Source organism: Pseudomonas poae, from assembly GCF_001439785.1.
In the GTDB taxonomy this organism is placed as follows: Bacteria; Pseudomonadota; Gammaproteobacteria; order Pseudomonadales; family Pseudomonadaceae; genus Aquipseudomonas; species Aquipseudomonas poae.
The window spans coordinates 60927-84438 of the sequence record NZ_JYLI01000025.1 but is presented as its reverse complement, the minus strand read 5'-3'; the positions used below and the strand labels follow the sequence as shown (position 1 = coordinate 84438).

Genomic DNA, 23512 nt, shown 5'->3' with positions numbered 1-23512 from the left:
CCATAGAGCATTGGAACCACCTGATCCCATCCCGAACTCAGCAGTGAAACGATGCATCGCCGATGGTAGTGTGGGGTTTCCCCATGTGAGAGTAGGTCATCGTCAAGATTAAATTCCGAAACCCCATCTGCGAAAGCAGATGGGGTTTTGTTTTGGGCGATCGGAAAGTCACGCTTAAGTCTTAGAACGCCAACGTCAGCCGAGCATTCAATGCCTGATCTGATGCATTGCTGCTCACCTGACCGTCATAGCTCAAGCCCACGATCATGGTATCGCTCAATCCCAGATCGACGCCCACGCCGATTACTGCTGCACTGCGGGCAATCGGTGTGCCGGCCAATTCGAAGGTGCCGCCACCGCTGAAGGCGGCACGGCTCTCTGGCGTCACGTCGCCATAGGCACGACGCCAACCCAGCGTGGCGTTAGGCTTGACCGCAACGCTGCCAACATTCAAATGAGTGGCTGCACGCAGGCCCAGAGTACTAAAGGTGATGTGATTGTCCTGGGACTTGTTCTCCAGCGTGATCAGGTTGCTGTTCTCATCGAAGGAATCGGTGTCCAGTCGCACGTGCGCAAGGTTGGCAAAGGGTTCGAGCAGCGCGTTACCCATTTCGATGGAATAACCCAACTCGCCGAAGACCTGGTTGGTCGCCGCCCTGTAATCCTCTTTGAAGTGTTCGGAAGAGCCTGGCAATTCCAGCGTGCGCTTGGCCGTCAGGTCGTGCCAGGTGCGCACCGCGCCAAGGCGCAGCCCCAGTTGGCCCCATTTGGCACCCCCATAGACGCCCAGGTGATAGTTGTCGCTGTCAGTGGAGCCGGACGCATGACGCAGATTGAAACTACTGTTGCTCACGCCAGCCAGCGCGCCCACGCGCCACGTATCATCGAGCGGTACATCAACGCCAAGCAGCAGGCCGCTGGTATGCGTGTCGAGTCCGGCGACGTCACGGCTGCTGTCGGTCTTCCCGGTTGCGCCAATGGCTTGAGTCCACACCACGCCACGCGAAGCATCACCGACCAATGTTTGCGCCGTACTGCCGAATGCCTGCGCCGACTGCGATTGTTGCAACCGGTCATTCATGGCATTGCGCACCAGCCGGCTGTCTTCGATCAACGCTGTCTGCGTTGAAGCATGCAGCTCATTGGACAGCGCCTTGAATGTAGCTTGTGCCGTCGGCGCGTCATCCTGTACCACCTGACGCCATAGCGTGTTGCCTGCCCCCGCACTGTCCAGCCCTTGCGCGACAGCCCTGGCATTTTGAGTGGTCGCCAGGCTCGAGAAACTTTGCGCATTACGGTCAAGTGTCAGGCCCACATCGGTAGCCGTGTAGTTCAACGTTGGGGTGAGGAAGGCGAAGTTGGTTTGTACAGCGGCAAACGCACCGCTTACGCCGCCGGCTGCCGAGAGGATCGAGTAACGGCTCGCGGCCAGCCAGTTACCGCCTTCAACCAGCGATAAGGTGCTGTTATTGAGGCTCGCACGGCCGCTGGCGACGATGCGGTCCGCATTGCCGGCAGCGTCCGACTCCACCTGATAAACCGCACCCTGAGCAAGATTGACGTCACCATTGACGTTCAATTGCCCGACCGAATTGCCCGGCGCCACCACGCCACCCTGAGCGACATTGATGCCACCCACGGTGCCGTTGCCACCCAGCGTTGCGCCTTGCCGCACACTGACGAGCGAGTTACCCAGGTTGCCATTAACGGCCAGGCGACCGGCCTGAACAGTCGTTGCACCCGACAGGCTGCTGTTGCCGGTCAGGTTCAGCGACCCGGCACCGCGCTTGATCAGCGCACCGTTGCCCACCAGCGTGTTGGCCAGGGTATCGTTGGTTGACTGATCAACCACCAGCGTCGCGTTATCGGTGATCGCTCCACTGCCGAAGGACTGGGCGTGACCGGTCAGCACCCCGCCGTTGATGACCGTGCCACCCAAGTAAGTGTTATTGCCGGTCAGCATCAAGTTGCCGCTGCCGTTCTTGATCAGCGCACCACTGCCACTGATATCGTTGCGCCAGGCGTCAACGGCGTTATAACCGCCGAGGCTGGCGTCCATATTCACCGTGACGTTGGTGTTGAATGCTGCGAAGCCATCGCCCGCCGCGTACAGGTTCAATCGACCATAGCCGCCAGACTGATCAATCACCGCATAGCCTGAGGTAATTTCAGTTGTCGCCAGAATCTCGCGTCGCTGGCTCGCGTCCAGATAAGGAAAGCGCGTTTCCAGCAGCACTTCGGCGTTAATCGGCACGACCGGAGCCAGGTTGGTCGCGCCCACAGGGTCGAATCCGTAAGTCATGCGCGACGTATACAGCGCCTTGTCCTGAGCATGCTGGGATGTACGGTCAGTGGCTGGGTCGATGGTCGCCATGCAGTTATTAACATCACCGCCGCACTGGGCAGTGAAGTACTTCAGTGCCTGTGTCCGCGCATCGGCGCGCAGTTGAGCGTTGGCCGGGTTGGACAGATTATCGATGGCAAAATACGTCGCGGTGATGCGCCCACCCATCACGTCAAACGGCGAGTGCATGCCCGCTTCAATACGGTTGTCGCCGATTTCCGAGGCGCGCAGCATGAGTTCGCTGAAACGTTCGGGAATCGCATAGGCCAGTGCGTAGGAAGACAAATACGCAGCGTTGGTATGGCCGCTGGGGAATCCCGAATCGCTCGCCGGCGTCGTGCTCTTGGCCGGGCGCAGCGAAGGCTGCACCACAAACTCCAGGCTCTGGCCGTCCAGGCTTTGCCGCCAGGGGCGCGGATACAGATAGTGGGATTTGGTGGGCGTGGTAGACGCGTCGTTGCGCACCGCACCGACCAGATCGACCACCTTGCCCAGCGCCGAAGACGAGCTGCCGGCGCCATTGCCTTTATCGTCGTACCTGATGGTTTTATTGCTGTCGTCGAATTGCGTGATGGTCGTGAAGGCGCCGGCGCCTGCCTTGTAGGCAGTGCTCAACGAACCGAGCCCGCTGATGGCGCTGTAACTTTGGTCACGGCGATCATCGAAGTAGGCAGCAGTTTCCTGGGCGAGGGTGCGGGCATTGGCGCGGTCGAGCACGATTTGCAGGTTGCGCCTGAGCAATCCCTGACCCAGCGCGGTCGGTGTGCCGGTGTCCCAGGTCGCGCCGGTCGTCCACAGCGTGCCGAATCCGGAGAGCAGGTCGACACCGTTGATGCTGTTGTCCCCCGCACGGCTCGCTGCCTGAACCGATACGGCAAGCAATGAAAGGAGTAATGAAGACGCCATTACCTGGGCAATCTGGGTGTTGGATCGCATAGCCTTCGCCTTCACTCTATCTGGATAAGGCGCCGACCCTAGCAAGCAGGTTTTACACTCCCATGTATGCGCAGTGACACATTTGTGGCGGTTCAACGGGCATAAACCATCTCAAGCCCGCCAATAACGGTCCACAGTGCTAAAGTCGCACCCCTCGATTGTGCTTTTCCCAAGGAAGCCGTTATGCCGGATGCGACGTCCCTCAGCGCTGGGTTCATGGTGGTTCACGGCAACCGCCTGGATGAGCTGCGCAGCCTGGTGGTCAGTTGGATGCGCCGTTACCCCTTGGCGCCCCTGGAAAACGAAATCGCGCTGGTGCAAAGCAACGGTATCGCCCAATGGCTCAAGCTGGCCCTGGCTGAAGATCCACAGGATGACGACATGGGGGGCTGCGGTATCGCCGCCGCCATCGACGTTCAACTGCCCGGCAGCTTCATGTGGCAGCTCTATCGCATGGTGCTGGGCCGCGACGAAATCCCGGCCAAATCCCTGCTCGATAAAGCCCCCCTGACCTGGCGCCTGATGCGCCTGCTGCCGGAGCTGATTGACCAACCACACTTCGAGCCGCTGCAGCGTTTTTTGACCGCAGACACCGACCTGCGCAAACGCTATCAACTTGCCGAACGCCTGGCTGACCTGTTCGACCAGTATCAGGTCTACCGCGCCGATTGGCTGGAAGACTGGGCCGCCGGCCGTCATCAATTACGCAATGGTCGAGGCGAGTCCAAACCGCTCAATCCCGCCAACTGCTGGCAAGCCGAATTATGGCGCGCGCTGCTGCTGGATGTGGGAGAGGAGGGCATGGCCCAAAGCCGCGCCGGCGTGCATCAGCGCTTTATCGAGCGCATCAATACCCTGGAGCACGCGCCCAAAGGCCTGCCCTCCCGAGTGATCGTCTTCGGCATTTCATCACTGCCCGCCCAGGCGCTCGAAGCCCTCGCCGGCTTGGCCCGGTTCAGCCAGGTGCTGCTCTGCGTGCACAACCCTTGCCGCCATCATTGGTCCGACATCGTTGCCGACAAGGACCTGCTGCGCAACGAGTACAAACGCCAGGCGCGCAAGGCCGGCATGCCCGTCACCCTCGACCCGCAAACCCTGCACCAGCACGCACATCCGCTGCTCGCCGCCTGGGGTAAACAGGGGCGCGACTACATCAGCCTGTTGGACAGTTACGACGACCCCAACAGCTACCGCGCCGCGTTCCGTGACGGTCGCATCGACTTGTTCAGCGAGAGCGAGCCCACCACGCTGCTCAACCAGCTCCAGGACGACATCCTCGAACTGCGCCCCTTGAATGAAACCCGCGAAAAGTGGCCCGCGGTCGATTTGCAGCGCGATACCTCCATCCGCTTCCACATCGCCCACAGCGCGCAACGCGAAGTCGAAATCCTCCACGATCAACTGCTCCAGCGCTTCAGTGCCGATCCCACGCTGCGCCCTCGGGACATCATCGTCATGGTCCCCGACGTCGACAGCTACGCGCCGCATATTCGCGCGGTGTTCGGCCAACTCGAACGCAGCGATCCACGCTTCATTCCCTTCACCCTCACCGACCAGGGCCAGCGCGGCCGCGATCCATTGCTGATCGCGGTCGAGCACCTGCTCAAACTGCCCGACAGCCGCTTCCCCGTCAGTGAAATCCTCGACCTGCTCGACGTGCCGGCCCTGCGCGAGCGGTTCGCCATCAAAGAGCGCGACCTGCCCACCCTGCATCGCTGGATCGAAGGCGCCGGTATCCGCTGGGGCTTGAACGCCGAACAGCGCGCTGGCCTGGGCCTGCCGCCAGCGCTGGAGCAGAACAGTTGGCGATTCGGCCTGCGTCGCATGCTGCTCGGCTACGCGGTCGGCACGGGTATGGCCTGTGATGGCATTGAACCCTACGACGAAATCGGCGGCCTCGATGCCGCCCTGATCGGCCCGCTGGTGGCCCTGCTCGACGCGCTCAATGACGCCCATCAAGCTCTGTCGCAGCCCGCGGCACCGAGGGTATGGGGCGAGCGCCTGCAGCGCCTGATGCAGCGCTTCTTCCTGGCCAGCAGCGAACATGACGACTACCTGCTCGGCCAACTCGAACAACTGAGAGAAACCTGGCTGGAAACCTGTGAGTCCGTCGGCCTGCAGGACGAGTTACCGCTCACCGTGGTGCGCGAAGCCTGGCTGGCTGGCCTGGACCAAGGCCGGCTGTCCCAGCGCTTCCTGGCCGGGGCCGTCAATTTCTGCACCCTGATGCCCATGCGCGCCATCCCCTTCAAGCTGGTCTGCCTGCTCGGCATGAACGATGGCGACTACCCGCGCGCGCAACCGCCGCTGGATTTCGACCTGATGGGCAGCGACTACCGCCCCGGCGACCGTTCACGCCGCGAAGACGACCGCTACCTGCTGCTCGAAGCCCTGCTCTCGGCCCGCGACCAGCTCTATATCAGCTGGGTCGGCCGCAGCATTCGCGACAACAGCGACCGGCCGGCCTCGGTGCTGATCGGCCAGTTGCGCGACCATATCGCCAGCGGCTGGCACAACATCCAGGACGCTCCATTGCTGGAGGCCATGACCCAGGAACATCCGCTCCAACCGTTCAGCGCCCGCTACTTCCACGAAGGCGACGCGCTGTTCAGTTACGCCCGCGAATGGCAGATGCTGCACCAGTCGACCGATGCAATCCCCATCGCAGGCGCACTCGCACCGCATCAGCAGGAAGAACCCCTGAGCCTTGGCCAATTGCAGGATTTTTTGCGCAACCCAGTCAAACATTTCTTCAGCCAGCGTCTGAAAGTGTTCTTCGAAGCTGCCGAAGTACCGCTGGCGGACGAAGAACCCTTCGTGCTCGACGCCCTGCAGCGCTACAGCCTGAGCGACAGTTTGCTCAACGCCGCCCTGACCCGACCCGATCAGCTCGACCAGGCCCTCAACGCCCAGGCCCTGCGCTTGCAAGGCAGCGGCCTGCTGCCCATGGTCGGTTTCGGCGAATGCCTGCGCAACGAGTTGATCGAACCGTTGCCCGACTTGCTGCAGCGCTATCAGCAATTGCTGGCACTCTGGCCCACCCCCCATACCGGCGCGGAACCCATCAGCGTCGACTACCAGGGCATTCAACTGGACGGCTGGATCAGCGGCCTGCATCGGCGCAGCGATGGCGGGTTACTGAGCGTCACCACCATCCCCAACAGCATTGGCTCGCTCAAGACACGCAAGTGGCACCGCCTGATTCGGCCCTGGGTCAATCATCTGGTGGCCTGCGCCTGTGGCCTGCCATTGAGCACCGGCCTGGTCGCCAGCGACGACACCTTGCTGCTGGCCCCGCTGGAAAAAGCCACCGCGCAAGGCTTGCTCAACGACCTGCTGCTGGCCTGGCACACTGGCATGAGCAAGCCACTGCCGGTTGCCGTTAAAACCGCGTTTGCCTGGCTGGGCCAAACCGACCCGGCCAAGGCGCAGGCGGCCGCCAGCAAAGCCTACGAAGGCGATGGCATCACCACCGACGGCGAGCGTCGTGAAACGCCGGCGCTCACCCGGCAATTCCCCGACTACGCCGCGCTCACCGCCAGCGAAGAGTTCGAAGGCTGGGCCGAAACCCTGTATCGCCCGCTGATCACTGCGCCCTGGCGATCACTCACTGGCGAAGAGGCCGGCGCATGACCCGTAAACCCCTGGCCCTGGCGTTCCCGCTCAAAGGCAGCCAACTGATCGAAGCCAGCGCCGGCACCGGCAAGACCTTCACCATCTCGGCCCTTTACCTGCGCCTGGTGCTCGGCCACGGTGGCGAAACGTCCGGTTTCGGTCACGAATTGCTGCCGCCGCAAATTCTCGTGGTGACCTTCACCGACGCCGCCACCAAGGAGCTGCGTGAGCGTATCCGCATCCGCCTGGCCGAAGCTGCGCGTTTCTTCCGTACCGAGATCGAACAACCGGACGCCCTGATCGCCGACTTGCGCGACGAATACCCGCCCGAGCTATGGCCTGCCTGCGCCAATCGCCTGGACATCGCCGCGCAATGGATGGACGAAGCGGCGGTCTCGACCATCCACAGCTGGTGCCAGCGTATGCTGCGCGAACACGCCTTCGACAGCGGCAGCCTGTTCACCCAGACCCTGGAAACCGACCACAGCGATCTGCTGGGCGAGGTGCTGCGCGATTACTGGCGGCTGTTCTGCTACCCCATGCACGACGACGCGCTCAACTGGGTGCGCACCCACTGGGGCGGCCCGGCTGCCCTGATGCCACGGGTGCGCGCGCTGTTCGGCAGCGAACGGCCGGCCGACGACACCCGCGAACCCGCCGAGCTGATCAACGCCTGCCTGCAGGAGCGCCGTGAAGCGCTGATTCACCTCAAGGCGCCCTGGCAACAATGGGCAACGGAATTGCGTGAGATCTGCCTGCAAGCCGTCGCCGCCAAAGCGGTTGATGGCCGCAAGATGCAGGCCCGTTATTTCGAACCGTGGTTCGAAAAAATCAGCGCCTGGGCCGCCGACGAGAGCCTGGAACAGTTGGACATCGGCACCGGTTTCACGCGGCTCACTCCGGACGGCATGGCTGAAGCCTGGAAAGGCGAGCCGCCGCAGCACCCCGGCATTGAGGCCATGGCCGACCTCAAAGCCCTTCTTGACGCCTTGCCGAGCCCCGATGCCGCCGTGCTGCAACACGCCGCCGGATGGGTCGGCAAACGGTTTGAAGAAGAAAAACGCCGTCGCGCCGAAATGGGCTTTGACGACATGCTCATCCGCCTCAACGCTGCCCTGCAAGCCGAAGGTGGCGAGCGTCTGGCCAGTTTGATTCGCGAACAGTTCCCCGTGGCGCTGATCGACGAATTCCAGGACACCGACCCGGTGCAGTACAGCATCTTCGACAGCATCTACCGCATCGAAGAAAACCACCTCGACAGCGGCCTGTTCCTGATCGGCGACCCCAAGCAGGCGATCTACGCGTTCCGGGGCGCCGACATCTACACCTACCTGCGCGCGCGTAAATCCACCCTCGGCCGTCACCACACGCTGGGCACCAACTTCCGTTCCAGCCATGCCATGGTCGAGGCGGTAAACCATGTGTTCCAGCGTGCCGAAACAGGCCGTGGCGCGTTTCTGTTCCGTGAGTCCAACGGCGACAACCCGGTGCCGTTCCACGCGGTGCTGGCCCAGGGTCGCAAGGAACAGATGCAGGTCGATGGTCAGACGCTGCCGGCGCTGAACCTCTGGCACCTGCCCACCGATCAGCCGATTTCCAACGTCATCTATCGCAAGCATCTCGCCGCTGTCTGCGCGACACAGATTGTCGAGCTGCTCAACGGCGGGCAGCAAGGCACCGCAGGGTTCCGGCACCAGGATGGCCGCTTCGACGGCGTGCTGCCGTCAGACATCGCCATCCTGGTGCGCGACGGCAAGGAAGCCCAAGCCGTGCGCGCCGAGTTGGCCGCCCGTGGCGTGCGCAGTGTGTACCTGTCCGATAAGGATTCAGTGTTCGCCGCCCAGGAAGCCCACGACCTGCTGGCCTGGCTCAAAGCCTGCGCCGAGCCTGACGTCGAGCGCCCCCTGCGCGCCGCCCTGGCCTGCGTCACCTTGAACCTGTCGCTGGCGGAACTGGAGCGTCTGAATCAGGACGAACTGGCGTGGGAAACCCGCGTGATGCAGTTTCGTGGCTACCGCGCGATCTGGCGCAATCAGGGCGTGCTGCCGATGCTGCGTCGCTTGCTGCACGATTTCAAATTGCCGCAAACCCTGATCGCGCGCAGCGACGGCGAACGGGTGCTGACCAACCTGTTGCACCTGAGCGAGTTGCTGCAACAGGCCGCCTCGGAACTCGATGGCGAGCAGGCCCTGATCCGTCACCTGGCCGAACACCTGGCGCTGTCCGGTCAGGCCGGTGAAGAGCAGATCCTGCGCCTGGAAAGCGACGAGCAACTGGTCAAGGTGGTGACCATCCACAAGTCCAAGGGCCTGGAATATAACCTGGTGTTCCTGCCGTTCATCTGCTCGGCCAAACCGGTGGATGGCAGCCGCTTGCCGCTGCATTACCACGATGAACAGGGTCGATCCCAGGTCAGCCTGCGTCCCACCGCCGAGCTGATCGCCCAGGCCGACGACGAGCGCCTGGCCGAAGACCTGCGCCTGCTCTACGTGGCCCTCACCCGCGCCAAACATGCTTGCTGGCTGGGCATCGCCGACCTCAAGCGCGGCAACACCAGCAGCTCGGTGCTGCACCTGTCGGCGCTCGGCTATTTGCTCGGTGCGGGGGCCGCGCTGAGCGAGTCCGCCGGGCTGGCGCGCTGGTTGCTGGACCTGGCGCAAGGCTGCCCGGCGGTGCACTACACCGAGGTGCCGGACCCACGGGACAATGTCTTCCACCCGCCGCGCAACCAGGCCACCTTGCTGGCGCCGTTGCTGCCCACGCGCAAGGCGGCGGAAAACTGGTGGATCGCGTCTTACAGTGCTCTGCGCATTGGCGACAGCATGAGCGCCGCTCCCCTGGAGGCGCCAGAGAGCCCCCAGGCCCAGAAGCTGTTCGATGACGAACGTCTCGACCCCGACGCCCCACGCGAGGTGGCCGCGTCCGGCGGCGATATTCACCGTTTTCCACGGGGGCCCAACCCAGGGACCTTCCTTCACGGTTTACTCGAGTGGGCCGGTGAAGAAGGCTTTGACGTAACCCCGCAGGCGCTCGAAAAAGCCGTCGGTGCGCGTTGTAACCGCCGCAACTGGGAAGGCTGGATCGTCACCCTCAGCGCCTGGTTGGGCCACTTGTTGCAAACGCCGCTGCCCCTGGACAACGATCAGGTCATGCTCAGCGGCCTGCAGCACTACCAGATCGAAATGGAATTCTGGTTCGCCAGCCACAAGGTCGACGTGCTCGCCCTCGACAGGCTGGTGTGTCAGCACACCCACCACGGCGTGTCCCGCGTGGCTGCCGAACCGGTGTTGCTCAATGGCATGTTCAAAGGCTTTATCGACCTCACGTTCGAACACGAGGGCCGCTACTACGTGGCCGACTACAAATCCAACTGGCTAGGCCCTGACGATTCGGCCTACACCGTCGAGGCCATGGAGCACTCGATCCTTGAGCATCGGTATGACCTGCAATACGTCCTTTACCTGCTGGCCTTGCACCGCCAGCTTAAGGCCCGTTTGCCCGATTACGATTACGACCGGCATGTCGGTGGTGCCCTGTACCTGTTCCTGCGGGGCACCCAGGCCGCCAGCCAGGGCGCGTATTTCACCCGGCCACCGCGTGAGCTGATCGAGGGCCTGGACCTGCTGTTCCAGGGCAAATCGATACCGCCCAAGGCTGAACCCGCTTGGGAACAAGGAGTGCTGTTATGAGCCTGTCGCCGCTACCGCTGGAGGAACTGGCACCCCTGAGCCGCGCCGCCGACCTGCTGCAACTGCTCGACCGTTGGGTCGAGCGCGGCTGGCTGCGTGCGCTGGACAAGGCCTTCGTTGGCTTCCTCAATGAGCTCGACCCACGCGCCGACCCCCTCGTGTTGCTGGCCGCGGCCTTGACCAGTCACCAGTTGGGTCACGGCCATGTGTGCCTGGACCTGTTCGAAACCCTCAAGGCACCGGATTTCGCCCTGTCGTTGCCACCCGAAGGCGACCTGCAAACCGGCGCCATGCTGCTGCCATCACAACTGCTCGGCGGCCTCGACGGTGCCCATTGGTGCCAGGCCCTGGCGGCCAGTCCTTTGGTCGCATTGGCCGGCGATGACCACGAGTCTGCCCACAGCCGGCCGTTGGTGTTGGCCGGCAAACGCCTGTACCTGCGCCGTTACTGGGCCTATGAGCGGCGCATCGATACCGCGTTGCGCCTGCGCCTGGTCACGCAAGAAACCGTCTCGGCCGACTTGCCCCAGCGCTTGAATGGCCTGTTCGAGCAAGCCCCGCCGGATGGCGTGATCGACTGGCAGAAACTCGCCTGTGCCCTGGCCACACGCGGTGCGTTCAGCATCGTCACCGGCGGCCCCGGCACTGGCAAGACCACCACCGTGGTGCGCCTGCTCGCGCTGTTGCAGGCGCCCGCCGTGGAGGCCGGCAGCCCGTTGCGCATCCGCCTGGCCGCGCCCACCGGCAAGGCCGCCGCGCGCCTGACCGAATCCATCAGCCAGCAAGTGCTGTCGCTCAACGTGCCCCAGGGCGTGAAGGACAAGATCCCGACCCAGGTCACCACCGTTCACCGCTTGCTCGGTAGTCGTCCTGGCACTCGGCACTTTCGTCATCACCTGGGCAACCCGCTGCCGTTGGATGTGCTGGTGGTGGACGAAGCCTCGATGATCGACCTGGAAATGATGGCCAACCTGCTCGACGCACTGCCGTCCCACGCGCGGCTGGTGCTGCTGGGTGACAAGGACCAACTGGCCTCGGTGGAGGCCGGCGCCGTGCTGGGCGACCTGTGCCGCGACGCCGAGGCCGGCTGGTACAGCCCGCAGACGCGCCAGTGGCTGCAAGCGGTCAGCGGCGAAGACCTCAGTGTCAGCGGCTTGCAGGAAGACCTCGACGCCAGCCACCCGCTGGCGCAGCAAGTGGTGATGCTGCGTTATTCGCGGCGTTTCGGCGAAGGCAGCGGCATCGGCCAGCTGGCGCGCTGGGTCAACCAGCAAAACGCCGAACAGGCGCGTGCATTGTTGGCCGCGCGCAGCCACAGCGACCTGTTCTGCGTCAGCCTCAAGGGCGAGCACGACCACGCTCTGGAGCGGCTGGTGCTGGACGGGCAGGGCGACGGCGCCCAAGGCTATCGCTACTACCTGAACCTGCTGCAGTCTGCGCGCCCGCCGCTCGACACCCCGCGCGACGACCCCGCCTGGACCCACTGGGCGCAGCAACTGTTGCAAGCCTTCGATGCCTTTCAGCTGCTATGCGCCGTGCGCAAGGGCCCGTGGGGTGTGGAAGGCCTCAACCTGCGCATCACCGCCGCCTTGCGCAAAGTGAAGCTGATCGAAGGCGACGAGCAGTGGTACGAAGGCCGTCCGGTCTTGATGACGCGCAACGACTACGGCCTTGGCTTGATGAACGGCGACATTGGCATCGCTCTGAAACTGCCGGAAAGTGACGGCGGCCCGCAGGTATTGCGCGTGGCCTTCCCACGCAACGATGGCCAGGGCGGCGTACGCTTTGTGCTGCCCAGCCGTCTGAACGACGTGGAAACCGTGTACGCCATGACCGTGCACAAGTCCCAGGGCTCCGAGTTCACCCACACCGCGCTGATCCTGCCCGATGCATTGAACCCTGTGCTCACCAAAGAGCTGATCTACACCGGCATCACCCGCGCCAAACGCTGGTTCAGCCTGATCGAACCGCGTGGCGGTGTGTTCGAAGAAGCGGTGCGGCGCAAGGTCAAGCGCCTGAGCGGATTGATGCTGGAACTGGGTCAGGACACGGAAGCCATCTCAACCTGAAATGCAATCAAGTGTGGGAGGGGGCTTGCTCCCGATAGCAGAGTGTCAGGCACTGATAGGTCACTGACTCACAGCTATCGGGAGCAAGCCTCCTGTCCACATTTAATCGGCAAACCTCATCTCCCGCGTTTCCCCCATCAACAACCCTCGGTTCTGCTCCGTCACCTCACGGATGTAATCCCACAACAGGGTGATCCGTTTGAGCTTGCGCAAGTCCTCCCTGCAGTACATCCAAAACTGCCGCGTGATCGCAATCTGCTCCCCCAGCACCGGCAGCAAGCGCGGATCCTGCGCCGCGAGAAAGCACGGCAATATCGCCATCGACCGGCCCTGCTGCGCCGCCACGTACTGCGCGATCACGCTGGTGCTGCGCAAGCTGGCGCTGGCGCCTGGCACCACATTGGCGAGGTACAGCAGCTCTGAACTGAACGCCAGATCATCCACATAGCTGATAAACGGATGCTCGGCCAAATCGGCCGGACGCTGGATCGGCGGGTGCTGGTCGAGGTAGTCCTGGGTCGCGTACAGCTGCAATTGGTAATCGCACAGTTTGCAGCACACATAGGGCCCGTGTTCCGGGCGCTCCAGGGCGATGACGATGTCTGCTTCGCGCTTGGACAGGCTGATGAAGTGGGGCAGGGGCAGGATGTCCACCGAGATGGCGGGGTAGGTGTCGACGAAGTGGCTCAACTGCGGCGTGATGAAAAAGCTGCCAAAGCCCTCGGTGCAGCCCATGCGCACATGCCCGGACAGCGCCACGCCGGAGCCGGACACCTGCTCGCAGGCCATATGCAGGGTGCTTTCGATGGATTCGGCGTAACCGAGCAAACGCTGGCCCTCGGCGGTGAGCACGAAGCCGTTGGTGCGGGATTTTTCGAACAGCAGCGTGCCGAGGGACACTTCCAGCGAAGCAATGCGCCGCGATACCGTGGTGTAGTCCACCGCCAGGCGCTTGGCCGCAACGCTGGCCTTGCGGGTGCGGGCCACTTCGAGGAAAAACTTCAAGTCATCCCAGTTCAGGGAGCCCAGTGAGGTGATGTTTTTTTGCATATTGGACCGGCTTTTATGTGCGTTCTTATTAGAGATTTGCACATCTATACTCCAAAAACAGTCCGAACGCCTCACCTCCAAGGCGATTCACGCGCCTTGTCTCTGCATAACTATAAGATTTGGAGACCACATGAACGCCTCTACCGACATTTCCGTGCAACGCGTCAAGCTGCTGATCGACGGCGAGTGGGTCGAATCCGGCACCACCGAATGGCAAGACATCGTCAACCCGGCGACGCAAGAGGTGCTGGCCAAAGTCCCGTTTGCCACCGCTGACGAAGTCAATGCCGCCATCGACGCTGCTCATCGCGCCTTTCAGACCTGGAAACTGACCCCGATTGGCGCGCGCATGCGCATCATGCTCAAGCTGCAAGCCCTGATCCGCGAACAGTCCAGGCGCATCGCCGCTGTCCTCAGTGCCGAGCAGGGCAAGACCATCGCTGACGCCGAAGGTGATATTTTCCGGGGTCTGGAAGTGGTCGAGCACGCCTGTTCCATCGGCACCCTGCAAATGGGCGAGTTCGCTGAAAACGTTGCCGGCGGTGTCGACACCTACACCCTGCGCCAGCCCATCGGCGTGTGCGCCGGCATCACGCCGTTCAACTTCCCCGCAATGATTCCGCTGTGGATGTTTCCGATGGCCATCGCCTGCGGGAATACCTTCGTGCTCAAACCGTCCGAGCAGGACCCGCTGTCCACGATGCTGCTGGTGGAGCTGGCGCTGGAAGCCGGTGTGCCGGCCGGCGTGCTCAACGTGGTGCACGGTGGCAAGGACGTGGTGGATGCGCTGTGCACCCATGAACACATCAAGGCCGTGTCCTTCGTCGGCTCGACCGCCGTCGGCACCCACGTCTACGATTTGGCTGGCAAACACGGCAAGCGCGTGCAGTCGATGATGGGCGCAAAAAACCACGCGGTGGTGCTGCCGGATGCCAACCGTGAACACACCCTCAACGCCTTGGTGGGTGCCGGTTTCGGCGCGGCGGGCCAACGCTGCATGGCCACCTCGGTGGTGGTGCTGGTGGGCGCGGCCAAGCAATGGCTGCCGGAACTCAAGGCGCTGGCGCAGAAACTCAAGGTGAATGCCGGCAGTGAAGCGGGCACGGATGTCGGCCCGGTGATCTCCAAGCGGGCCAAGGCGCGCATCCTGGCGTTGATCGAAAGCGGCGTGAAGGAAGGCGCCACGTTGGAGCTGGATGGCCGCGATATCAAGGTGCCGGGCTTCGAGCAAGGCAACTTCGTCGGGCCGACCCTGTTCTCGGGCGTGACCACGGACATGCAGATTTACACCCAGGAAATTTTCGGCCCGGTGCTGGTGGTGCTGGAAGTCGCCACGCTGGACGAGGCCATCGCGCTGGTCAACGCCAACCCCTTCGGCAACGGCACCGGCCTGTTCACCCAGAGCGGCGCGGCGGCGCGCAAGTTCCAGAGCGAAATCGACGTGGGCCAGGTCGGCATCAACATTCCGATTCCGGTGCCGGTGCCGTTCTTCAGCTTTACCGGCTCGCGCGGCTCCAAGCTGGGCGACCTCGGCCCCTACGGCAAGCAAGTGGTGCAGTTCTACACCCAGACCAAAACCGTCACCAGCCGCTGGTTCGACGACGACACGGTCAATGATGGCGTCAACACCACCATCAACCTGCGCTGAGTGGGGGAGACGATCATGAACATTGCATTTATCGGACTGGGCAACATGGGCGCACCCATGGCCCGCAACCTGATCAAGGCCGGCCACGCGCTGAACCTGTTCGACCTGAACCAGGCCGTGCTCAAGGAACTCGCCGAATTGGGCGGCACCCTCAGCGACTCGCCGCGCGCCGCCGCCCAAGGCGCCGAACTGGTAATCACCATGCTCCCGGCCGCTGCCCATGTGCGCAGCGTGTGGCTCAATGAGGATGGTGTACTCGCCGGTATCGGCCAAGGCGTGCCGGCGGTGGATTGCAGCACCATCGACCCGCAGACCGCGCGTGACGTGGCGGCGGCTGCCGCCGAACACGGTGTGGTGATGGCGGATGCACCCGTGTCCGGCGGCACGGGTGGGGCGCAGGCCGGGACGCTCACCTTTATGGTGGGCGCCACGCCGCAGCTGTTTGCCACCCTGCAACCGGTGCTGGCGCAGATGGGGCGCAACATTGTGCATTGCGGTGAGGTGGGCACCGGGCAAATCGCCAAGATCTGCAATAACCTTTTGCTGGGCATCAGCATGGTGGGTGTCAGCGAAGCTATGGCCCTGGGCGACGCCCTTGGCATCGACACCCAGGTGCTGGCCGGCATCATCAACAGCTCCACCGGGCGCTGCTGGAGTTCGGACACCTACAACCCATGGCCGGGCGTGATCGAAACCGCGCCGTCATCGCGCGGTTACACCGGCGGCTTCGGCGCCGACCTGATGCTCAAGGACTTGGGCCTGGCCACCGAAGCGGCGCGCCAGGCCAGGCAACCCGTGATCCTCGGCGCGGTGGCCCAGCAGTTGTATCAATCGATGAGCCAGCGTGGGGAAGGGGGCAAGGACTTTTCGGCGATCATCAACAGCTATCGCAAACCCAAATAACAGGGCTTTTGCGCCTTTGTGGCGAGCGGGCTTGCCCCGCGTTGGGGGGGGCGAAGCGCCCCCACTCCAGCAAAACGCGGTGTACCTGATACGGCTCAGCGCCTGGCTTTGGGGCTGCTGCGCAGCCCAACGCAGGACAAGCCTGCTCGCCACAGGAAATCTGCGCTTAACTGAACGGCATTGGGGCTTGCCCGCTCGCCACAACCACAACGCGTATCAGGCAAACACAAAATACTTGCGCACCGTCTCCACCACTTCCCACGTGCCCTTCATTCCGGGTTCCACCACAAAGATATCCCCGGCGCGCAAATGGATCGGCTCCATGCCCTCAGGCGTGATCACGCAATAGCCTTCCTGGAAATGGCAGTATTCCCACTTCACGTACTCCACGTACCACTTGCCCGGCGTGCAGATCCAGGTGCCCATGATCTTGCTGCCGTCTTCGCTGGTGTAGGCGTTGAGGTTGACGGTGTGAGGGTCGCCTTCAAGCTTCTCCCATTTGCACGCGTCCAGGACCGGCAGGGGATGGGTGTCGCGCAGTACGGTGATGGGCTTGGACATGATGACTCCGAGGCAGGGAATGGAAGGATGCACCCTAAGGCCTCGGGCGTTGCGTCAGTGGTCTGAACTCGACATCAGGATGTCTGTAAGCGCATGAGGTGGGGGAAGGGACGCCCCTTCCCACATCAATCAGTGTGCTGGCGCAGCGTTTGCGTTTCTTGTCCGAAACCGATAGGCCAGGTAGATGATCCCCACCCACACCGGCATCGCGTACACCGACTCGCGAATTCCCGGAATCGCCAGCATCACGCTGATGATCATCACCATGAACGCCAGGCACAGGTAGTTGCTGAACGGGAACCAGAAGGTCTTGAACGACGGCGTCACGCCTTGCTCGCCCATGGCCTTGCGGAACTTGATGTGGGTGATGCTGATCAGCGCCCAGTTGATCATCAGCGAGGCAACCGCCAGTGCAAACAGCAGTTCCAGCGCGCTCTTGGGGGCCACGTAGTTGACCACCACGCAGAGCAGCGTCACCAGCGCCGAAACCGCCAGTGCTCGCAACGGCACGCCCTGCTTGTTGAGCTTCATCAGCGCCTTGGGCGCATCGCCCTGCTCGGCCAGGCCGAACAGCATGCGGCTGTTGCAGTACACGCCGCTGTTGTACACAGACAGCGCCGCGGTCAGCACCACGAAGTTGAGGATATGCGCGGCGGTGTCGTTGCCGATCAGCGAGAAGATCTGCACAAACGGGCTGCCGCTGTAGGCGTCGCCGGAGGCACCGAGGGTCTGCAGCAATTGGTCCCACGGGTACAGCGACAACAGCACGGTCAGCGCGCCGACGTAGAAGATCAGAATGCGGTAGACCACCTGGTTGATCGCCTTGGGGATCACCTTGCGCGGCTCGCTGGCTTCGGCGGCGGTGATACCCACCAGCTCCAGGCCACCGAACGAGAACAGGATGAACGCCATGGCCATCAACAGCCCCATGCCGCCGTTGGGGAAGAACCCCCCGTGGCTCCACAGGTTGCTGACCGACGCCTGCGGGCCGCCGCCGCCGCTGAGCAGCAGGTAGCCGCCGAGCATGATCATGCCGACGATCGCCACCACCTTGATGATCGCGAACCAGAACTCGGCCTCACCGAAGATCTTCACGTTCAGGGTGTTGATCAGGTTCACGGCGGCGAAGAACACCAGTGCACTGACCCAGGTCGGAATCTGCGGCCACCAGAACTGGATGTACTTGCCCACCGCCGTCAGTTCGGCCATGCCCACCAGCACGTAGAGTACCCAGTAGTTCCAGCCCGACAGAAAGCCCGCGTAGCCGCCCCAGTATTTATGGGCAAAGTGGCTGAAGGAACCGGCCACCGGCTCTTCGACGATCATTTCGCCGAGCTGGCGCATCATCAGGAACGCGATGAAACCGGCAATCGCGTATCCCAGGATCATCGACGGCCCCGCCGACTTGAGTACCCCGGCCGAGCCGAGGAACAGTCCCGTACCAATCGCACCGCCCAGGGCGATCAGTTGAATGTGCCGGTTCTTCAGACCACGCTTGAGGCCCACCGGGTTAACTGTGTCATCCGCCATTAAACATTACCTTCTACTTGTTGTTCCGCAGGATGGGTTGCACACAAAACCCATCCCCGGACGCTGAGGGGGCAGATATTACAGAACCTTAAGTTGAATGAAGATCAAAATGTGGGCGGGGCTTGCTCAAGGCATCCCACAGCGCCTTGGCATAACCCGGCAACTGCTCGAACGAGCGTGCACACAACAGCAACCGACGACGGGCCCACTCTTCCGCCAGTGGCTGAGCCTTGAAGTCGCACGGCGACGGCCCGCGCACCAGTGCGGCCTGCGGCACGATGCCGATGCCTGCCCCACCCGCCACCATGCGCATCAGCCCCTCGAAGCCATCGGCGCGGATGCGGGTTTGCAGACGAAACCCAGCGTGCAGTGCCTGTTCCTCCAGGTAGATCGCCAGCGCGCTATGGGCGGCCAGGCCGACGTGGGTGTGTTGCAGGCTGTCGATAAAGCTGACCGGGGCGGCCGCCAAGGGATGATCCAGCGGCATGATCAGCACCAGCGGGTCATCGCGAAAGGGCAGGGTTTGCAAGCCATGGGTGTCGACCGCGTCGGAGATGATGCCCAGGTCCGCCGTGCCCTGGCGCAGGGCCTGGGTGATTCGCAGGCTCGGCAACTCCTGCAGGTCGATATCGAGGTTGGGGTGTTCGCGTAGAAACGCCGCCAGCAGCTCCGGCAGGTATTCGCTGAGAGCGGTGGTGTTGCACAACAGGCGCACCTGGCCTTTGACGCCGTTGGCGTATGCCGCCAGGTCCTGTTGCAGGTGGTCAGCCTGTTGCAGGAGCAGTCGTGCATGGCGGGCCAGGGCTTTGCCGGCGGGCGTCGGCGTGACACCACGGCGGCCGCGCTCAAGAAACGCAATGCCCAGCGAAGCTTCCATGGCGCGGATACGTGCACTGGCGGCGGCCAGGGACAGATGGCTGCGGGCGGCGCCGGCGGTGATGTTGCCGGTGTCGAGAATGTGCAGGTAGAGGCGCAGGTCGATCAGGTCAAAGTGCATGGCTGGGGTATCCGTTGACTGGGCTGACGCTATCGGGAGCAAGCCCCTCCCATATTTGAAGCTTGCTCCCGATAAGGCCCTCAGCCTCACACAAAACAAGAGGCAGCCTCAGTATATGCCGCATTTTCGATCCGGCCGGAAGTCCCCATAATCGCCCCATGACCACCTTCCTCGCGTTCTATCAACACCTCGGCCCAGCCCTGACGGCACTGGTGATCGGTACTTTCCTGCTGGCCGGCATGGTCAAGGGCATTATCGGCCTCGGCCTGCCCACCGTTGCGATGGGCCTGCTCGGCCTGGCTATGTTGCCGGCACAGGCTGCCGCATTGCTGATCATCCCTTCAATGGTGACCAACCTCTGGCAACTGGCGTTCGGCGGCCATTTGAATGCGCTGCTCAAGCGTCTATGGCTGATGCTGCTGCTGATCTTCCTCGGCACGGGGCTGGGCACGCTTTGGCTTGGTATGGGTGCCGAGCAATGGGTGGTGCGCGCACTGGGCGCGGCGTTGTTGATTTACGCGCTCAGCGGTCTGTGCCTGCCCACGTTCAGGATGACGCCGCCTACCGAGCGCTGGCTGGCGCCGCTGTGCGGGTGGATCACCGGCATCATCACCTCGGCCACCGGCGTCTTCGTTATTCCGGCGGTGCCTTGTCTGCAAGCACTTGGCCTGAGTCGCGACCAACTGGTGCAGGCCCTGGGTCTGTCGTTCAGTGTATCGACCCTGGCACTGGCCGCAGGCCTGGCCTGGCACGGCAGCCTGGGCGCTGGCGAAATCAGCGCCTCGTCGTTGGCGCTGGTGCCCGCGCTGCTGGGGATGTGGCTGGGGCAGGCGGTGCGCCAGCGCATCAGCGCGGTGCTGTTCAGACGGGTGTTCTTCATCGGGATCTCCCTGCTGGGCGCACACCTGTTGACCAGCGACTGAATTCAAGAATAGAGGTTTATTCGTGCGTTCCGGTCAACTGTATTTTGCTCTGCCGCCGCTTATTCCGGGCGGGTGATAGCGATAGCCTGACGGCCTGTATTGATAACCCTCAGGATCCCCTTCCATGAAAAAAGTACTTTTGCTCAACGGTGGTAAAAAATTCGCCCATTCCGATGGCCGCTACAACGCCACCCTGCATGAGGCCGCTGTGGCCGTGCTCGACCGTGGCGGCCTCGACGTCAAGGTCACCCACATCAACGAAGGCTATGACGTTGCCGAAGAAGTGGCCAAGTTCCTCTGGGCCGATGTAATCATCTATCAGATGCCCGGCTGGTGGATGGGCGCGCCGTGGATCGTCAAGAAATACATCGATGAAGTCTTCACCGAAGGCCACGGCAGCCTGTACGCCAGCGATGGTCGCACGCGTTCTGATGCCTCGCAGAAGTACGGCAGCGGGGGCCTGATTCAGGGCAAACACTACATGCTGTCGCTGACCTGGAACGCGCCGCAGCAGGCCTTTGACGACCCGGCCGATTTCTTCGAAGCCAAGGGCGTGGACGCGGTGTACTTCCCGTTCCACAAAGCCAATGAGTTTCTCGGCATGAGCGCCTTGCCGACCTTCCTCTGCGTGGATGTGATGAAACGCCCGGCCATCGACGCCGACGTGGCGCGCTACGAGCAGCATCTGGCGCAGGTGCTGCGCCTGTCGGTGTAAGCTTGCGTCGACCGATCATGAGGACCGCCCCTTGAAAGCCCGATCCGATGAGCTACAGATTTTCGTCAGCGTGATCGAGTGCGGCTCGATTTCGGCGGCGGCCGAGCAGGTCGGGCAGACGCCCTCGGCGGTCAGCCGCACGCTCTCGCGGCTGGAAGCCAAGCTCGACACCACGTTGATCAACCGCACCACGCGGCGCATGGACCTGACGGAGGAGGGCCGGTACTTCTTCGAACAGGCCAAGCGGATCCTGGCGCAGATGGATGAGCTGGAGGAGCACCTGTCGTCGCGCCAGAAAACCCCGGCCGGGCGGCTGCGGGTCAATGCCGCGGTGCCGTTCATGCTGCATGGGATCGTGCCGTACATTGCCGAATTTCGAGCCTTGTACCCGCAGATCCAGCTGGAGCTCAACAGCGATGACCTGATCATCGACCTGCTGGAACACAGCACCGACATTGCCATACGCATCGGCGCACTGGCTGACTCGACCCTGCACGCGCGCGCCCTTGGTTGCACGCCGCTGCATGTGCTGGCCAGCCCGGCCTACCTCAAGCGATATGGCACGCCGGCCAGTGTCGCTGACCTGGCGCAGCACACCTTGCTGGGCTTCAGCCAGACCGAGACCCTCAACCACTGGCCGCTGCGCCATGTGGAGGGCGACCGCTGGCTGATCCAGCCTGCCATCGTCGCGTCCAGCGGCGAAACCCTGCGGCACCTGGCGCTGCAAGGGCAGGGTATTGCCTGCCTGTCGAATTTCATGACCGGCGAAGATATCAGCGCGGGGCGCCTGGTGCCGGTGCTGGAGGCGTTCAACAGCGGGTATCGTCAGCCGATCCACGCTGTGTTCTACCGCAACTCGCAACTGGCGCTGCGCATCCAGTGCTTCCTGGATTTTATCCAGGCCAAGCTGGCGCGCTATGCCTGCTGACAGACGGTGAATCCCGTCAAATAAGGGCAGGGGTTCGCCGACGGAAGGGGCGCCTCGGGCCACCTGTCGTCATATCTTCACTGGCCCCTGCGAGCACATTTCCGTACCATTCCCCGCCTGACTCCCCCGCAACTCCCTGGTACCTCCATGACCTTTAACCGTTTGCGCGCCGACGCCCTGGCCGGCCTCACCACGTCTTTCGCATTGCTGCCCGAGTGCATCGCCTTTGCCCTGGTGGCCCATCTCAACCCGTTGATGGGCCTGTATGGCGCCTTCATCATCTGCACCCTCACCGCCTTGTTCGGCGGTCGGCCCGGTATGGTGTCCGGTGCGGCGGGCTCGATGGCGGTGGTGATCGTCGCATTGGTGGTGCAGCACGGCGTGGAGTACCTGCTGGCCACGGTGCTGCTCGGCGGGCTGATCATGGTCGCCTTCGGCGTGCTGCGCCTGGGCAAGCTGGTGCGCATGGTGCCGCATTCGGTGATGCTGGGGTTCGTCAATGGCCTGGCGATCATCATTGCGCTGGCGCAACTGGAGCATTTCAAGCGTGGCGAACACTGGCTCAGCGGCACGCCGCTGTACGTGATGATCGGCCTGGTGGCGGCGACGATGGCGATTGTCTACCTGCTGCCGCGCCTGACCCGCGCGGTGCCGCCGGCGCTGGTGGCCATCCTCGGCGTGGGCCTGGCGGTGTACCTGCTCGGCCTGCCCACCCGTACCCTGGGCGACATGGCCCACATCGCCGGCGGCCTGCCGACCTTTGCGCTGCCGCAGATTCCCTGGAACCTGGAAACCCTCGGCATCATCGCGCCCTATGCGTTTCTGATGGCCATGGTCGGCCTGCTGGAAACCCTGCTCACCCTGAACCTCACCGACGAAATCACCGAGACCCGAGGCTACCCGGACCGCGAAAGCGTTGCCCTGGGCGCGGCGAACATGGTCTCGGGCCTGTTCGGCGGCATGGGCGGCTGCGCGATGATCGGGCAAACCGTGATCAACCTCAGTTCCGGCGGGCGCGGGCGATTCTCCGGCGTGTTCGCCGGGGTGATGATCCTGTTGTTTATTCTGTTTCTGTCGCCCTTGATCGAACGCATCCCGCTGGCGGCGCTGGTGGGGGTGATGTTCGTGGTGTCCCAGCAGACCTTTGCCTGGGCCTCCTTGCGGGTGATCAACAAGGTGCCGGTCAATGATGTGCTGGTGATCATTGCGGTGACGGTGATCACGGTGTTCACGGACCTCGCCACGGCCGTGCTGTGCGGCATCGTGATCGCGGCGCTGAACTTCGCCTGGCAGCAGGCTCGCGAGCTGTATGCCGATGAGCACCTGGAGGCGGATGGCAGCAAGCTGTATCGGCTGCACGGCACCTTGTTCTTTGCCTCGACCACGCCGTTCCTGAATCAATTCGACCCGGCCAACGACCCGGCCCAGGTGACGCTCGATTGCCGTCACCTGAGCTTTGTCGATTACTCAGCGATTGCCGCGCTGATGACCTTGCGCGAGCGTTACACCAAGGCCGGCAAGCATGTGCGCGTGCTGCACCTGTCGGAGCGCTGCAAGAAGCTGCTCAAGCGGGCGAAAGTGCATCACGATTGAGCGTGTCTGTT

14 protein-coding genes and 1 rRNA gene are annotated in these 23512 nt (G+C 63.1%); 10 read left to right on the top strand and 5 right to left on the bottom strand.

Annotation, left to right across the window (positions count from 1 at the left end):
* Window positions 1-108, top strand: a 5S ribosomal RNA gene (rrf, locus tag TU75_RS23685); the annotation flags it as partial.
* Window positions 109-181: 73 nt separating this feature from the next.
* Here the strand turns inward: rrf and TU75_RS23680 are convergent.
* A complete protein-coding gene (locus tag TU75_RS23680; protein ID WP_414860466.1) occupies window positions 182-3250 on the bottom strand; it encodes an autotransporter domain-containing protein in 3069 nt (1022 codons plus the stop codon).
* Between the two features lie 213 nt (window positions 3251-3463).
* Between TU75_RS23680 and recC the strand changes: the two genes are divergently transcribed.
* The 3 genes from recC to recD are packed head-to-tail and all read left to right on the top strand — an operon-like array spanning window position 3464 to window position 12653.
* On the top strand, window positions 3464-6913 hold the full coding sequence (gene recC / locus TU75_RS23675; RefSeq protein ID WP_060550308.1) for an exodeoxyribonuclease V subunit gamma: 3450 nt from the start codon (window positions 3464-3466) through the stop codon (window positions 6911-6913).
* Complete coding sequence (gene recB, locus TU75_RS23670) at window positions 6910-10584, top strand: exodeoxyribonuclease V subunit beta (RefSeq protein ID WP_060550307.1); 3675 nt, start codon at window positions 6910-6912, stop codon at window positions 10582-10584. The genes recC and recB overlap by 4 nt, the downstream gene beginning before the upstream one ends.
* Window positions 10581-12653 carry an exodeoxyribonuclease V subunit alpha gene (recD, locus tag TU75_RS23665; RefSeq protein ID WP_060550306.1) on the top strand — a complete coding sequence of 691 codons (2073 nt, stop codon included), beginning with the start codon at window positions 10581-10583 and terminating at the stop codon, window positions 12651-12653. Before recB ends, recD begins: the two co-directional genes overlap by 4 nt.
* Before the next feature lie 102 nt (window positions 12654-12755).
* Here recD and TU75_RS23660 read toward each other — a convergent pair whose 3' ends face one another.
* Window positions 12756-13703 carry a LysR family transcriptional regulator gene (locus TU75_RS23660; RefSeq protein WP_003230911.1) on the bottom strand — a complete coding sequence of 316 codons (948 nt, stop codon included), beginning with the start codon at window positions 13701-13703 and terminating at the stop codon, window positions 12756-12758.
* A 130-nt stretch (window positions 13704-13833) separates the two neighbouring features.
* Here TU75_RS23660 and TU75_RS23655 point away from each other — a divergent pair, with 130 nt between their 5' ends.
* Entirely contained in the window at window positions 13834-15351 is a 1518-nt protein-coding gene (locus tag TU75_RS23655) for a CoA-acylating methylmalonate-semialdehyde dehydrogenase (protein WP_060550305.1), read from the top strand.
* 15 nt (window positions 15352-15366) lie between these two features.
* On the top strand, window positions 15367-16254 hold the full coding sequence (gene mmsB, locus TU75_RS23650) for a 3-hydroxyisobutyrate dehydrogenase (RefSeq protein ID WP_003230907.1): 888 nt from the start codon (window positions 15367-15369) through the stop codon (window positions 16252-16254).
* Window positions 16255-16470: 216 nt separating this feature from the next.
* Here the strand turns inward: mmsB and TU75_RS23645 are convergent, their stop codons facing one another.
* The 3 genes from TU75_RS23645 to TU75_RS23635 form a co-directional block, all read right to left on the bottom strand.
* Window positions 16471-16815: a cupin domain-containing protein gene (locus tag TU75_RS23645; protein WP_003230905.1), complete on the bottom strand. Its 345-nt coding sequence runs from the start codon at window positions 16813-16815 to the stop codon at window positions 16471-16473.
* 129 nt (window positions 16816-16944) lie between these two features.
* Window positions 16945-18345: an amino acid permease gene (locus TU75_RS23640; RefSeq protein ID WP_003230903.1), complete on the bottom strand. Its 1401-nt coding sequence runs from the start codon at window positions 18343-18345 to the stop codon at window positions 16945-16947.
* Between the two features lie 88 nt (window positions 18346-18433).
* Window positions 18434-19342: a LysR substrate-binding domain-containing protein gene (locus TU75_RS23635; protein WP_060550304.1), complete on the bottom strand. Its 909-nt coding sequence runs from the start codon at window positions 19340-19342 to the stop codon at window positions 18434-18436.
* A gap of 158 nt (window positions 19343-19500) precedes the next feature.
* Here TU75_RS23635 and TU75_RS23630 point away from each other — a divergent pair, with 158 nt between their 5' ends.
* From TU75_RS23630 to TU75_RS23615, 4 genes are all read left to right on the top strand, one after another.
* Window positions 19501-20265 carry a sulfite exporter TauE/SafE family protein gene (locus TU75_RS23630; protein ID WP_060550303.1) on the top strand — a complete coding sequence of 255 codons (765 nt, stop codon included), beginning with the start codon at window positions 19501-19503 and terminating at the stop codon, window positions 20263-20265.
* A 124-nt stretch (window positions 20266-20389) separates the two neighbouring features.
* Window positions 20390-20980, top strand: coding sequence for an NADPH:quinone oxidoreductase MdaB (mdaB, locus tag TU75_RS23625; RefSeq protein ID WP_060550302.1), 591 nt, complete (start codon window positions 20390-20392; stop codon window positions 20978-20980).
* A gap of 31 nt (window positions 20981-21011) precedes the next feature.
* The gene (locus TU75_RS23620; protein ID WP_060550301.1) at window positions 21012-21908 is read left to right on the top strand and encodes a LysR family transcriptional regulator; all 897 of its coding nucleotides are present in this window, start codon (window positions 21012-21014) and stop codon (window positions 21906-21908) included.
* 147 nt (window positions 21909-22055) lie between these two features.
* Window positions 22056-23501 (top strand): SulP family inorganic anion transporter, encoded by a 1446-nt coding sequence (locus TU75_RS23615; protein ID WP_060550300.1) that lies wholly within the window; start codon window positions 22056-22058, stop codon window positions 23499-23501.
* Window positions 23502-23512: the final 11 nt, after the last annotated feature.